The organism is Caballeronia mineralivorans PML1(12) (assembly GCF_001028175.1).
In the GTDB taxonomy this organism is placed as follows: Bacteria; Pseudomonadota; Gammaproteobacteria; order Burkholderiales; family Burkholderiaceae; genus Caballeronia; species Caballeronia mineralivorans.
Window position 1 is genome coordinate 42,012 of record NZ_AEJF01000148.1, and the last position, 12,119, is coordinate 54,130.

Genomic DNA, 12,119 nt, shown 5'->3' on the forward strand with positions numbered 1-12,119 from the left:
CGCTTGGGCGTCGAGATGGATCAGGATAGTCTTATCGCTCATAAGGATGCGCCGGCAACGTCCGGCATGCTCACTGCGCGAGGTCCCTCTTTTCCGCGGAATGCAGCGGAACCAGCAGCACCGGCAGGGTTGAAATCCGCAAGAAGCGCTCAGAGACGCTGCCCAGCACGAGCCGCCGCCATCCGCGCCGCCCGTGTGTGCCCATGACGACAAGATCGGCGCAGAACTCTTTCGCGGCGGCCGTGATCTGCTGCGAGATGTCGTCGCCGACAAGTTCGACTTCGAGGACGCGTGTCGAGCCTTTGACCCCCGCGCGCAGCATCTTCGCGGTAGCGTCGGCGAGCACGTGCTCGCCCTCCTTGACCAAGGCTTCGCGGATGAGCGAAGGATCGCAGACCGGCCCCGAATACATCAGTTGCGGCGCGTCCACCACATAAATCGGCTTGAGCTCCGCGTCGTGTTCGCGAGCAAGTTCCAGAGCGGCGTCGAGGGCGTGCGCCGACGTTTCGCTGCCGTCGACAGGCACAAGAATGCGGGCGTACATGAAGAATCTCCCTGGCTTCAACGGAACATCAATGCGACATCAATACAGGCACCGTCATGGACTCCAGCATGCTGCGCGTCGCACCGCCCATCACGAGTTCCTGCCAGCGCGAGTGGCCATACGCGCCCATGACCACAAGGTCGGCACCCAGGTCTGACGCGCGCGAAAGCAGCACGTCGCCCGGCGGCAGGTTGCCGACATCGTCGAGTGCCGCCAATTCCGCCTTGACGCCGTGCCGGGCCAGCATGAGCGCGATGTCGGCTCCCGGAATGCGGTTATCACGCGGCTCGTCTTTGTGCTCGTTGAGTCTGACAACGGTGACGTTTTCGGCCCGCTGCAGCAGCGGCAGGGCATCGTGGACAGCACGGGCCGACTCGCGGCTGCCGTTCCACGCAACCATGATGTTCGCGCCGAGCGCGGGAAACACGCCTGTATAGGGAATGAAGAGCACAGGCCGGCCCGCGGACATCACGAGCGTTTCGGGGAAGTGATCGGCAATAAACGATTCCGGATCGTCCGGATCGTCCTGTCCGGCCACGACCAGATCCGCGTAGCGCGCATAGCAAGGGATCGCTTCGCTCGCGGACTCATGGTGGTCGATCCATTGCCCCGTCACGCCCGCCCGCAACAATTCCGCGTGAAAGATCCGCTCGAGTGCGCCGTGGCGCTCCAGACGGGACTGGCGGTGCGCTTCATAGTAGTCGGCCGCGCCGGCCATGACGTAGAAAGAACGCGGATCTGGAGTGAACGCTGAGAACACGCCGGTCAGGTGTGCATCGAATTGCCTGGCAAGACGCACCGCATATTCGAGGCGCGGATGGGCACGCGCGCTCATGTCGAGTTGAACGACAATGCTCTTGTAGCTCATCGCAATTGCTCCGTTAGTGGGCTAGGGGGCTAGTGAGTCTGTGACTGAGTGAGCAACCGGCGTTGGTCCAGAATCGGTCGAGATCCGCGGGCGCTTACAAAAAGTCTATGACTTCGTGCTCTTTTTCCGTTGACGCAGATCAAGCAACTGCACGCCGGCGCATCTTGAGCGGACCGCCGCCATTTTCCATTCTCACCAGGCAGACATCTTCGTCCATGCCCCTATCGGTTGATATAGGTCAACCGCGCCGCCGTCCGCGAGCCTAAAGTTTTGTCGTGGAAGCCCCCTTTTCCCCCGACAAATGGAGATTGACGATGAAGGCACTCGTGTATCACGGACCCGGCAGCAAATCTCTCGACGAACGGCCGATGCCGAAGCTCATGTCGGCCACGGACGCCATCGTCAGAGTCACGCGCACGACGATTTGCGGTACCGACCTGCACATCCTGAAAGGTGACGTGCCAACTTGCGAACCGGGCCGCATCCTGGGACACGAGGGCGTCGGCGTCATCGAGCAAGTGGGGGCAGCGGTTTCGACGTTCAAACCCGGCGACCACGTCCTTATTTCTTGCATCACGTCGTGCGGAAAATGTGACTACTGCCGCCGTGGCATGTACTCCCATTGCACGACAGGTGGCTGGATCCTCGGCAACCGGATCGATGGCACGCAAGCCGAATATGTGCGTATTCCGCACGCGGAAACGAGCCTGTATCCCATCCCCGCCGGTGCTGACGAAGAAGCACTGGTCATGCTGTCGGACATTCTTCCGACCGGTTTCGAGTGCGGCGTGCTGAACGGGAAAGTGCAGCCCGGCAGCACGGTCGCCATTGTGGGCTCGGGTCCTATTGGACTTGCCGCATTGCTCACGGCGCAGTTCTACGCACCGGCGCAAATCATCATGATCGACCGCGATGCGAACCGGCTGGAAGTGGCGCGAACCTTCGGTGCGACGGCGTGCGTGAACAATTCGAGTGGCGATCCAGTCGCCGAGATCATGAAGCTGACCGGCAACATAGGCGTGGATTGCGCGATCGAAGCGGTTGGCGTGCCGGCCAGCTTCGAGTTATGCGAATCGATCATTGCGCCCGGGGGCACTATCGCCAATGTCGGCGTGCATGGCGTGAAAGTCGATCTGCATATGGAATGCCTGTGGGACCGCAACATCTCGATTACGACACGGCTGGTCGATACCGTCAGCACGCCCATGCTGCTCAAGACCGTGCGTTCCGGGCGCCTGGAAGCGGGCAAGCTCATCACGCACCGGTTCGGCCTGAACGACGTCATCAAGGCCTACGACACCTTCGCTCAGGCCGCCGATACGCATGCGCTGAAGGTGATCATCGAGGCGTAAAGAAGCTGATGGTGTCCCGTCCGTGCCGGCTTCCATGCGGCACGGCGGATAGTTGGCGGTACTAACACGGGGCGGCCGTCCGGTCGTAGAGTAAGGGAGACACGACATGGCACTCACGGGTCAAGTGACTGGGGACGACTGGACCGTTTCCACCCAGACCTTCCCGGTCGACGGCGGCTTTGGCTGCGAAGTGTACGTTGGCCACGGCGGCGCGGGTGGTGAATTCAAGCATCGATTCCGGCACTCGGAAATCTTCGTAACCGAGTCCGAGACGGTGCTCGATGGCTTGCGCGAGGGCATGGTATGGATCCAGCTCAAGCGCTCGGAAACGATTCATCTGTAGCCCGGCGTGCAAGAGAGGCGTCTTGGTTGCCGTCGTCTTTTGCTTTGACCACTTCGATGGGTAACCGGACGTCGATTCGAAATCCATCGCCAGGCGCGCTGTCGAAGGCGATCTTCCCGCGCAACTGACGCACCCGCTCCTGCATGCCGAGCAATCCGAAATTCTCGTTGCTTTGGTGACCGTCCAGCGTGGTCCCTTTTCCGTCATCCTCGACGTGCAGCCGGAATTCATTTTGCGCGAGCCGCATTTCGACGCGTACCTGGGTGGCTTCCGCGTGACGCGTTACGTTGGTCAGTGCTTCCTGCACCACTCGAAAAATTGCGGTTGCGGCCGTTGCCGATAACGGCAGTTGATCCGCCGTGTTTTGCACGGTGACAACGAGGCCGTAGCGGTTACGGAATTCCGCAGCGAGCCACTCGAGCGCGGCGCCCAGGCCCAGATCGTCGAGCATGGGCGGACGCAGACCTCCGGCAATGCGCCGTGCCGAGGCGATGATCGAATCGATTTGAGCCTGCAACGCGATCGTCTGCGAGATGGCGTGACACGCGGTCCCGTCGTCGCCCTCCGCGGGCTGATCCAGCAAAGCGACGTCCATCTTGAGTGCGACCAGTTGCTGGCCGAGATCGTCGTGAAGCTCGCGCGCGATCCGGGTTCTTTCTTCCTCGCGTGCGCTCTGCACGTGCGAGGACAACGCGCTGGCGTGCTGAAGCTCAATCAGCCGCAGGCGATCGGTCATATCGCGCGTCACTTTGGCGAAACCGTGAAGCGCGCCGTCTGGTGCGCGGATAGCGGTGATCGTTACGTTTGCCCAAAACCGCGAGCCGTCCTTGCGCATGCGCCAGCCTTCGTCTTCGATGCGACCTTCCGATGCGGCAAGCGCCAGTTCCGCGTGCGGCTTGCCGATCGTAACATCTTCAGGTGTATAGAACACCGAAAAGTGCTGTCCGACGATTTCCCCGGCAACGTAGCCTTTGATACTTTGCGCGCCGCGGTTCCAACTCACGACACGCCCGTCAGGATCCAGCATGAAGATGGCGTAGTCCTGTACCGCGTCGACCAGCAGCCTGAAATGGATATCGCTCAACGTATGCGGGAAGGCCTTGCTTGCCAGTTCGTCGCTCGCTGGCGCGCTACCGGGCTGAGGTGAAGAGAATGGATCGCCTGGCACGTGGTTCTCCCGCTCGGATTGCTCGTATCGGTTGTTAAACAGCCGGCCCGCCCGCGCGACGCGCGGACTGGCTGAGAGCATGTTCGCCCGGGATCAATTGTATACGGCGGGGTACGCCGGGTGGCCAGCCGGGAACGGGCTTGGCACCGATGTGGAAAGCGGACGGTGCTGCTCTCTCGAAAGGCGCAATACGCCGCACCCTTGTTATGCCGGTTTTCTGATCCACGTCATGGCGCAACGCCGGCGGCATTCGGACAATCCCGAGACGGAAAAACGCATTCGCGACCGGAAAAAACAGGGGAACATTGGTGAGAAAACATTCATTATTTGCAGCGGCTTTGTTGAGCGCGGCGTTGTCGGCGGCATGCCTGCCGGCGCGGGCCGACCAAGGCGACATCCTCGCGCGAGTCAGGGCAATCAGCATCGAGCCCGAAGTCTCCGCGGGCGGCACGCTTGGAACCATCGGGACAGGGGTCAAGAACACAATCGTCCCCGAACTCGATTTTGTCTATATGGTGCGCCCGAGCATTGGTATTGAGTTGATTCTCGCCACGTCGCGTCATCAGGTGAGCTCGAACAGCGGGGCGCTTGGCGGCGTGAACGTCCTGCCCCCCACGCTCTTGCTTCAGTACTATTTCAACGCTGCGGGGAAGGTACGCCCTTATGTCGGCGCAGGCGTGAACTACACGCTGTTCTACAACAACGGGCTTCACGCCGGAGATACGCCCGTATCGATCAAGAACTCAAGTTTCGGGCCAGCCCTGCAAGCGGGCGTAGACGTGCAGGTTGCCCACAATCTGTTTCTCAACTTCGACGTCAAGAAAATCTGGATGCGCACCAGCGCGTCGGCGGACGGTGTCTCCCTCGGGTCGCTCAAGATCGACCCGCTGGTAGTCGGCGTTGGCGTGGGGATGCGTTTCTAATCGTGGTTGCTCTGTTGGCGGGGTGAACGGGGGCACGGTTGATCTGAGTCAAGTCCGGGGTGCGATCCTTCACTAGCATTCCTACTGTAGGCGAGTCCTGGTGAGGGAGGGTCAATCCTTTTTCAAGCGTTCGCCCGATCACATTGAGGAGAAGCGTATGCGAGCAGTCGATATCATGACCAGAACGGTCATCACCGTGGGACCCGGGACGACGGTGCGAGAGGCAGCCCGTCTATTAGCGGACAATCACATCAGCGGTGCGCCGGTAGTGGACGACGAGGGCCGGCTGCTCGGCATGCTCACCGAGGGCGACTTGCTCCATAGAACCGAGATCGGAACAGAAGCCCGGCGACGCTCGTGGTGGCTCGAGTTATTTTCGTCGACTCAGGATCTTGCCGCGACCTATATCAAGGAGAACGCGCGGTTGGTGAGGGACGTCATGACACCCGAGGTGATTACCGTGAAAGAGACAACGCCGGTGCGTGAAATAGCCGATCTTCTGGAGCGGCATCGAATCAAGCGCGTTCCGGTGCTCTACGACGGAGAGCTTCTTGGAATCGTTAGCAGGGCGAATCTGGTGAAGGCCTTGGCGAGCGCGCCGAAGGAAGCGGGTGTGAAACTGGTGGCCGCCGATCAGTCCATCCGCGAGGCGGTTCTTGGAGAACTTAGCGGTCACCGCTGGGCCGTGCCCGCCGAGAACGTCATTGTGAATGAAGGCACGGTTCATCTATGGGGCGTTGTCACCTCGCCCGAGCAAGCGCGTGCCATGTGCATTGCTGCGGAAAGAGTGCAGGGCGTCAAGGGCGTGGAAGACCATACCGATGCTCCGGTGATGATTCCCGCGATGTAATCGTCGATGAAATCCGGCGGCGTGAAGCGGCGGGTACCCGACCCATAAGCCGACTGCAGAAATGGCCGTGACGGCTCACACTTTCTTTACGCGGCTGTAATCAACCGCGTGGCTTCGCAACGAAGCCACTTTGCTTGAAGCACCGCACGCCTGACATCTCCACTCAATCCCCCCCAACCGGAATGGTCAATGACATTTCTTAAGCCTGCGCTCAAGAAACTGCGCTATTCCGCCCCGGAGCCTTGATTGAAAGTTTCTTTTGTAGCTGCAAACTGGCTGTCAAAGAAGTGTCTGGTGGCGATATGCGCGGAAGCGCACAGAGTCATTTGGGTCGGGGGCCATACTCTGTTTGGTACCGCAGAAACGTCTTCACCTGACTTCCAAGAGCGGTATTTCTGCACGTCCTTCACAAGCCCCAGCTCTACGAGCAGTCGGGGAATAGATCGCTCACAACATCAGGTCGACATCGGGGAGCCGCGCCGCCGCACGGAAAGCAGCGTTTACTCAATCAGGTGCCACCGATGCGTCTTCAAACCATGCAATATGCCTTGATTCTTGCCTGCGGGTGCATGGTTGTCGCCGATGCACTTGCTGCCGATGCTGCCGGCGTCGTCAAGACCCTCAAGGGCACAGTGCAGGTCGAGCGGGCTGGAACAAGTTCGGGCGCGGCCATCGGCAGCGAGGTTTATGGCAGCGATCGCATAGTGACCGGCCCGCAATCGTCCGTCGGTATCACACTGCGCGACAACACCCAACTCTCGGCCGGCGCCAATACCATCCTCGACCTCAACAAATTCGCGTTCAATACCACGACCCATGACGGGGTGCTCGATGCCACTGTCAAACGCGGTTCCCTGGCAGTGATTTCCGGAAAGCTGGCGAAGGCAAATCCGGATGCTGTCCGCTTCAGCACGCCGACTACCACGCTGGGCGTGCGCGGCACTGCATTTATCATCGAAGTCGGCGGTAACGGGGAGGGTGCGCGTTGAATGCCTTCATCCGACGTTACGGCCAAGCATCTGCAGCGGCATTCGTCATGCTGGCTGTCCTGTCCGGGTGCAGCACGCCCTCGGACAGAATTATTTTATTGCCCGATCCGGAAGGCAAGGTCGGAGCGGTCATTGTCCACAGCGCCACCGGAGAGCAAACAATAAACAAGGCTTTCGCTGGCGTGGACGTCACGAAGGGCGGTGCCATCGAAAAAACGATGGATAGCCAATCCAGTGTGGAGAAACGATATGCCGAGCTACTCGCGGCCCGGCCTCCTCGCCCCATGACATTTACGATTTTCTTTCTCTTCGACTCTGCCACCGACCTGGCCCCCGAGTCGTTCGCCACGGTTAAACAGCTAAAAGCGGTCCTGGCTACCTGGCCTGCGCCACAGCTCGTGGTAGTCGGTCACACCGATCTGGCGGGCTCGCAGGACTTCGACGACAGACTGTCCAGGCGGCGAGCGGAGACTGTGGCAGCGTTCCTGATCAAGCAAGGGATTCCTGCTCAACAAATAGAGACTGCTGCCCGTGGCAAGCGCGAGCCACTGGTCCGCACGGCAGATGGTGTTCCCAATCACATGAACCGGCGCGTAGTCATCACAATCCAATGACCCGCGCCAGTCATCGACGCTGAATGGCCTTTCCTTTGATGAAACGCTATTACGACCCATGGCTTGCCCGGATCAGGAGTCTGCTGAAGGCGGGCCGGGGGCGTCCGGTGGCACTGGTGGTGTTGTTCGGCCTGAGCCTGGTCAACCTGTCCAGCGAATGGCCGAGCGACATAGCGCGTCCGGCTTTCGTGGGCGCGCTTGACGAGGCGCTTCCTGACTCCTTTAAAACGGCCCGGCAAATTCTGTTCGACCAGTATCAACGTCGCTTCCCGCGCAAGCCGACCGCTCAGCCCGTGACCATTGTCGAGATTGATGAGGAGACGCTGGCGACCGTCGGTCAATGGCCCTGGCCGCGAAATCGACTCGCGAGCCTGATCGATGCCATTGCGGCACTGAAACCGCTGGTTATCGGTCTCGACATTTACATGCCGGAGCCGGATCAGACCTCTCCCGACAAGGTGGCTGGCAATCTGCCGGAAACGGCTGCGGCCCTGGCCGAAGGCTTGCGGGCCCTTCCCAGTCACGAAGCCATTCTCGCCAGCTCGTTGCGTGCAGCGCCGACCATACTGGGTGCCGCGGCGCTCGATCATCCCACCTTCACCACCAGCACCGATCTGCGAAGCGCGCCGATCCTCGTACATGGCACCGACCCGCTGGGCCACGTGCAACGGTTCGACTATGTGCTCGCCAGCCTGCCAGAATTGCAGGCGGCGGCCCACGGGCAGGCGATGCTGAGCGTGGCGCTCGAACAAGGCGTGGTCCGGCATATTCCTCTCATCATGGGTTTGGGGGAGAAACTGGTCCCCAGTCTGCCGATGGAAATGCTCCGCCTCGCCACGGGTTCATCGGCGATCGACGTCTTTGCGGACGCATCGGGCGTGCAGGCGGTGGGTGTCGCGGATGTGCTGGTACCCACGCAGCCCGGCGGTGACATCTGGTTGCATTTCGCGTCCATCCGGTCGACGCTGAGCCGCTACGTGTCGGCACGCGACATCCTGCAGGGAACAGTCGATCCGGAACGGATCCGGGACAAATTGGTACTGGTCGGACTGACGGGCACCGGCGTGACTGACATGCGCACGACCGCGTTGGGGGAACTGGTGCCGGGAATCGAGATTCAAGCGCAGGTCATCGAGACGATTTTCGAGGGACGTTTCCTGCGTCGTCCCGCCTGGCTGAAATGGGCAGAAAGCGCCTTTATCATGGCGGTCGGGCTGCTGATCATCTGGTATGTGCCCCGCACCCAATCTCGGTTTGCGGTATTTATAAGAGCCGTCCCCAAAGGTTCCACCGTTCTGGGCCTCTTCCTGCATTTGCTGAATCTTTTATGCTGCTTCTTTATTTTCGTGCGTTTCGGACTGCTGGTCGATGCGGCCTCGATTTTCATTATCCCGTCCGCAGTCATGGGCTGCTTCTTTTCATCCGCGTTGCTCCACGCCGACGAACAAACCAGAACAGAAGCCGCGCACGTCCAGGGGCGTGAAGACGAGAACGATCGTACCGGCAAGGCGCCTGGACCTTGAGATAGCGGCCCGAATCTGGTTAAACGGGTTTGCCTTTGTGGTAGCTCGAATGTAGCTCGGACGCTTTTTTTGCAAGGAATTATTGAGTTTCAAGCTAATACAACGAGTAGCGTGAATACGTCTCTATCGGGATGATCGCTTGCGTGGGAACGTCCCTGCCTTCGCGCGCAGACCGCAAGTGTTTGACAGCGGTACGCAACAGGAGCCGAAGGTCCTGTGTCAGCAAATAGTCGATCGCGTCGGAACGCAACAGCGGTTCTGTTATCCGGTTGACTTCATGGGTTACGTAGATCGTCCGGCCCGTAAGATTGTGTTCGCGCAGCGCCGCCGCCAATCCTTCGTTTCCTCCCGCAACGTTGTAAATGCCATCGAGCTTCTTGTGCTCGTCCAGAAAGCGTCTGGTCGCTTCGTAGGTCGCGGCCCCGGAATCAGCGCCCTTGATCACTTCAATCAGATTCACGTTCGGGAATCGTTGCCTTAGCAGTGAGCGGAACCCAATCTCGCGATCCTCGTGGCAGGTGTACGAAAACGTTGCGACGACCACTGCCACATCCGGCGAAGTGTGCGCTTGCAGATGCCGCCCCATGAGAAATGCAGCTGACTGTCCGGCCGCCCGGTTGTTGACCCCGACATACGTATGCCGCGCATCGGCATCGACGTCAGTGATCAGCGTGACGACCGGCTTGCCTGCGGCCATGCATTCGCGCAGTGCTGCGGTCGTCATTGCAGTGTTCGTGCAGATGATGCCGATGCCGTCGGCTTCGGTGGTCGTCTCGCGCACTCTGGCAGCGACCTCGTCATCGGATGCTCCAACGCACCTCACGATGTCGAGACGCGCCCCGGACGCGACAAATTCCGGTTCGAGCTCAGCCGCAGTGCGTGTCAGCTCGTCGGTGAATGCGTCTCCTGCCTGAGCCAACAACCTGAAATTGTAGGCGCTCTGCCTCGCACGAGTCGACGACCGCGCCGGCGAGCTGGAGCTCAGTTGCCTCAACGCTGCTTCAACAGCGCTTCGCGTACGTGGATGCACACCGGGCCGATCATTCAGTGCGCGATCGATGGTCGCGCGGCTGAGCTGCGTGACCTCCATCAGTTGCTTGAGCGTCGGCTTGCCTTTCATCGTATGTCCTCAGACTGTCGTGCGGGCCGAGGCGCCCGCGCAGACCTCATTTTGCCTCAATTTGAGGCTATCGAGGTTTTTCTTGCATCCGTCCAATTTGAAACAGCGCCCAAGTCTCGTGGAATACCCTGAATGGCTCAAAATGAGTCATTTTAATCTTTGACTGGTGCTCATTAAGAGTCTTAAATGCACTCAACGATGATCAATGCTTCGCGCGGTTCATCGCTCGGTCAAACGTCAAATATCAAGCACTGGGTGCAACTCATGTCCGTACAGCAAGACAACACGAAAGTGATCACTATGGACGACTGGTATAAATGCCGGCTCGACAGAAAGGTGCTCAAGGAGGTCACGCGGCGTAACGACCGGGACGCTCTCCTGCACTTCGGCGGCTTCATGGGATTGGTAGTGGGAAGCGGCGTGCTCGCGTGGCTGTCGCTCGGCACGCTCTGGTGCGTGCCGGCGTTCCTGCTTTACGGGACGCTCTATGCTTTCGCCGAGGCGATGGAACACGAATTGCGCCACCGTACGCCGTTCAAGAGCGAATGGCTGAACGCATCGGTGCACTGGGTGATCTGCTTCATGACATGGCGCGAGCAGATCTACAGCCGATGGTCCCACGCGCAACATCACACGTACACGCATCTGACGGCCACCGTGCCATCCGATGTTGAAATCGCTGTCAAGCGTCCGCCGAACTACCTGAAGTTAGCCACCGATTTTCTGCGCGTTTCGCACGGCATCCATCACCTGGGCAACATCGTCCTGCATAGCTTTGGCATCGTTTCGAAGAGTGCGAAAGCCGTGGTCCCGGCCGCCGAATATCGCGCGATGTGCCGGAATTCGCGCATGATCCTGACGCTTTACGTTGGCGTGGCCGCGTGGGCAATCGTCGCGCACAGCGGGTTGCCAATTCTGTTCCTCCTGCTGCCTCGGTCTTACGGCGCATGGTTGCACGAATTGCTGGCGATCACCCAGCACACCGGGCTGCGTGAAAACGAACTCGATCATCGCTACTCCACGCGAACCATCAAGCTGAACCGATTCCTGCAGTTCCTCTACTGGAACATGAACTATCACGTCGAGCATCACATGTATCCGAACGTGCCGTTTCACGCGCTACCGCAACTGCGCAAGGCGATCGAAGCAGATCTGGCGCCTGCCTACGACGGCCTTTTCAGCACATGGGGCGAAATCCTGCATGTCTTCAGGATGCAGCGGCGTGATCCCGACTACATGGTGACGCCCCGCGTGCCCGGAAAATCTGCCACCGTCGACGCAGAGCGAACCGACGATACGCCGTTCGTGGCTCAAGCGCGCTAACCGTAAAGACTAACTGTAAAGAGACACGCAATGAACATCCTCCAGTGGCACCACGTCTGCGCGTGCGATGACATCGACGAAGAAGACGTGATCGAGTTCCAGCACGGCGGCAAGCTGTATGCGGTCTATCACACGCCGAGCGGCTTCTACGCATCGGCCGGCCTTTGCACTCATGAAACGGCGCGTCTTACTGAGGGCCTCGTGTTTGGCGAGGTCATCGAGTGTCCGATGCACATGGGGCGCTTTCACATTCCTACCGGCGCAGCGAAGGGGGCACCTGTGTGCATCAATCTCGTTACGCACCCGGTAAAAACCGAAGACGGCAAAGTCTTCATCGGCTTGCCAGTCGATTGATGCGGCGCCCGTAACCGAAGGCAAAGCGGCATTGGCCGATGCACCGCATCGGCAATCACACGATAAACAAGGAGACAACCATGAAATCCACTATCCGGAACGCGCTTGGCGTTGCCGCTGCAATTCTGAGTCTGGGACTCGGTACTGG

At 59.8% G+C, this 12,119-nt stretch carries 13 protein-coding genes; 9 read left to right on the plus strand and 4 right to left on the minus strand.

Annotated elements, in window-relative coordinates; translation table 11 throughout:
* Window positions 1-70 precede the first annotated feature (70 nt).
* Window positions 71-544: a universal stress protein gene (locus EOS_RS25325; RefSeq protein WP_047894921.1), complete on the minus strand. Its 474-nt coding sequence runs from the start codon at window positions 542-544 to the stop codon at window positions 71-73.
* Between the two features lie 28 nt (window positions 545-572).
* Window positions 573-1,412: a universal stress protein gene (locus EOS_RS25330; RefSeq protein WP_047894922.1), complete on the minus strand. Its 840-nt coding sequence runs from the start codon at window positions 1,410-1,412 to the stop codon at window positions 573-575.
* A 314-nt stretch (window positions 1,413-1,726) separates the two neighbouring features.
* Here EOS_RS25330 and EOS_RS25335 point away from each other — a divergent pair, with 314 nt between their 5' ends.
* Both EOS_RS25335 and EOS_RS25340 read left to right on the plus strand, forming a co-directional pair.
* Window positions 1,727-2,764: a zinc-dependent alcohol dehydrogenase family protein gene (locus tag EOS_RS25335; protein ID WP_047894923.1), complete on the plus strand. Its 1,038-nt coding sequence runs from the start codon at window positions 1,727-1,729 to the stop codon at window positions 2,762-2,764.
* 106 nt (window positions 2,765-2,870) lie between these two features.
* Window positions 2,871-3,107, plus strand: a complete 237-nt coding sequence (locus EOS_RS25340) for a hypothetical protein (RefSeq protein ID WP_047894924.1) — start codon at window positions 2,871-2,873, stop codon at window positions 3,105-3,107.
* Here the strand turns inward: EOS_RS25340 and EOS_RS25345 are convergent.
* On the minus strand, window positions 3,079-4,356 hold the full coding sequence (locus EOS_RS25345) for a PAS domain-containing sensor histidine kinase (RefSeq protein WP_063779111.1): 1,278 nt from the start codon (window positions 4,354-4,356) through the stop codon (window positions 3,079-3,081). The genes EOS_RS25340 and EOS_RS25345 overlap by 29 nt on opposite strands.
* Before the next feature lie 227 nt (window positions 4,357-4,583).
* Here EOS_RS25345 and EOS_RS25350 point away from each other — a divergent pair, with 227 nt between their 5' ends.
* The 5 genes from EOS_RS25350 to EOS_RS25370 all read left to right on the plus strand — a co-directional run bounded on the left by EOS_RS25350 (window position 4,584) and on the right by EOS_RS25370 (window position 9,174).
* Window positions 4,584-5,198 (plus strand): OmpW/AlkL family protein, encoded by a 615-nt coding sequence (locus EOS_RS25350; protein WP_047894939.1) that lies wholly within the window; start codon window positions 4,584-4,586, stop codon window positions 5,196-5,198.
* 157 nt (window positions 5,199-5,355) lie between these two features.
* Window positions 5,356-6,048, plus strand: a complete 693-nt coding sequence (locus EOS_RS25355; protein ID WP_047894925.1) for a CBS domain-containing protein — start codon at window positions 5,356-5,358, stop codon at window positions 6,046-6,048.
* Window positions 6,049-6,569: 521 nt separating this feature from the next.
* Window positions 6,570-7,037, plus strand: a complete 468-nt coding sequence (locus EOS_RS25360; protein ID WP_047894926.1) for a FecR family protein — start codon at window positions 6,570-6,572, stop codon at window positions 7,035-7,037.
* Window positions 7,034-7,651, plus strand: coding sequence for an OmpA family protein (locus tag EOS_RS25365; protein ID WP_235442961.1), 618 nt, complete (start codon window positions 7,034-7,036; stop codon window positions 7,649-7,651). Before EOS_RS25360 ends, EOS_RS25365 begins: the two co-directional genes overlap by 4 nt.
* A gap of 23 nt (window positions 7,652-7,674) precedes the next feature.
* Window positions 7,675-9,174, plus strand: coding sequence for a CHASE2 domain-containing protein (locus tag EOS_RS25370; protein WP_235442962.1), 1,500 nt, complete (start codon window positions 7,675-7,677; stop codon window positions 9,172-9,174).
* Between the two features lie 94 nt (window positions 9,175-9,268).
* On the opposite strand, the gene EOS_RS25375 is transcribed toward EOS_RS25370, so the two are convergent.
* Window positions 9,269-10,294: a substrate-binding domain-containing protein gene (locus tag EOS_RS25375; protein ID WP_047894928.1), complete on the minus strand. Its 1,026-nt coding sequence runs from the start codon at window positions 10,292-10,294 to the stop codon at window positions 9,269-9,271.
* A 264-nt stretch (window positions 10,295-10,558) separates the two neighbouring features.
* On the opposite strand from EOS_RS25375, the gene EOS_RS25380 reads away from it, so the two are divergent.
* Both EOS_RS25380 and EOS_RS25385 read left to right on the plus strand, forming a co-directional pair.
* Window positions 10,559-11,617, plus strand: coding sequence for a fatty acid desaturase (locus EOS_RS25380; protein WP_047894941.1), 1,059 nt, complete (start codon window positions 10,559-10,561; stop codon window positions 11,615-11,617).
* 30 nt (window positions 11,618-11,647) lie between these two features.
* The gene (locus EOS_RS25385) at window positions 11,648-11,971 is read left to right on the plus strand and encodes a non-heme iron oxygenase ferredoxin subunit (protein ID WP_047894929.1); all 324 of its coding nucleotides are present in this window, start codon (window positions 11,648-11,650) and stop codon (window positions 11,969-11,971) included.
* The last annotated feature ends 148 nt before the right edge of the window (window positions 11,972-12,119 follow it).

What these genes read in the sequence shown, in the direction of transcription:
- EOS_RS25385 (WP_047894929.1), top strand. Translation starts at nt 11,648, where the DNA reads ATGAACATCCTCCAGTGGCACCACGTCTGCGCGTGCGATGACATCGAC.
- EOS_RS25325 (WP_047894921.1), bottom strand. Translation starts at nt 544, where the DNA reads ATGTACGCCCGCATTCTTGTGCCTGTCGACGGCAGCGAAACGTCGGCG.
- EOS_RS25330 (WP_047894922.1), bottom strand. Translation starts at nt 1,412, where the DNA reads ATGAGCTACAAGAGCATTGTCGTTCAACTCGACATGAGCGCGCGTGCC.
- EOS_RS25370 (WP_235442962.1), top strand. Translation starts at nt 7,675, where the DNA reads ATGGCCTTTCCTTTGATGAAACGCTATTACGACCCATGGCTTGCCCGG.
- EOS_RS25360 (WP_047894926.1), top strand. Translation starts at nt 6,570, where the DNA reads ATGCGTCTTCAAACCATGCAATATGCCTTGATTCTTGCCTGCGGGTGC.
- EOS_RS25345 (WP_063779111.1), bottom strand. Translation starts at nt 4,356, where the DNA reads ATGCTCTCAGCCAGTCCGCGCGTCGCGCGGGCGGGCCGGCTGTTTAAC.
- EOS_RS25335 (WP_047894923.1), top strand. Translation starts at nt 1,727, where the DNA reads ATGAAGGCACTCGTGTATCACGGACCCGGCAGCAAATCTCTCGACGAA.
- EOS_RS25375 (WP_047894928.1), bottom strand. Translation starts at nt 10,294, where the DNA reads ATGAAAGGCAAGCCGACGCTCAAGCAACTGATGGAGGTCACGCAGCTC.
- EOS_RS25340 (WP_047894924.1), top strand. Translation starts at nt 2,871, where the DNA reads ATGGCACTCACGGGTCAAGTGACTGGGGACGACTGGACCGTTTCCACC.
- EOS_RS25355 (WP_047894925.1), top strand. Translation starts at nt 5,356, where the DNA reads ATGCGAGCAGTCGATATCATGACCAGAACGGTCATCACCGTGGGACCC.
- EOS_RS25380 (WP_047894941.1), top strand. Translation starts at nt 10,559, where the DNA reads ATGTCCGTACAGCAAGACAACACGAAAGTGATCACTATGGACGACTGG.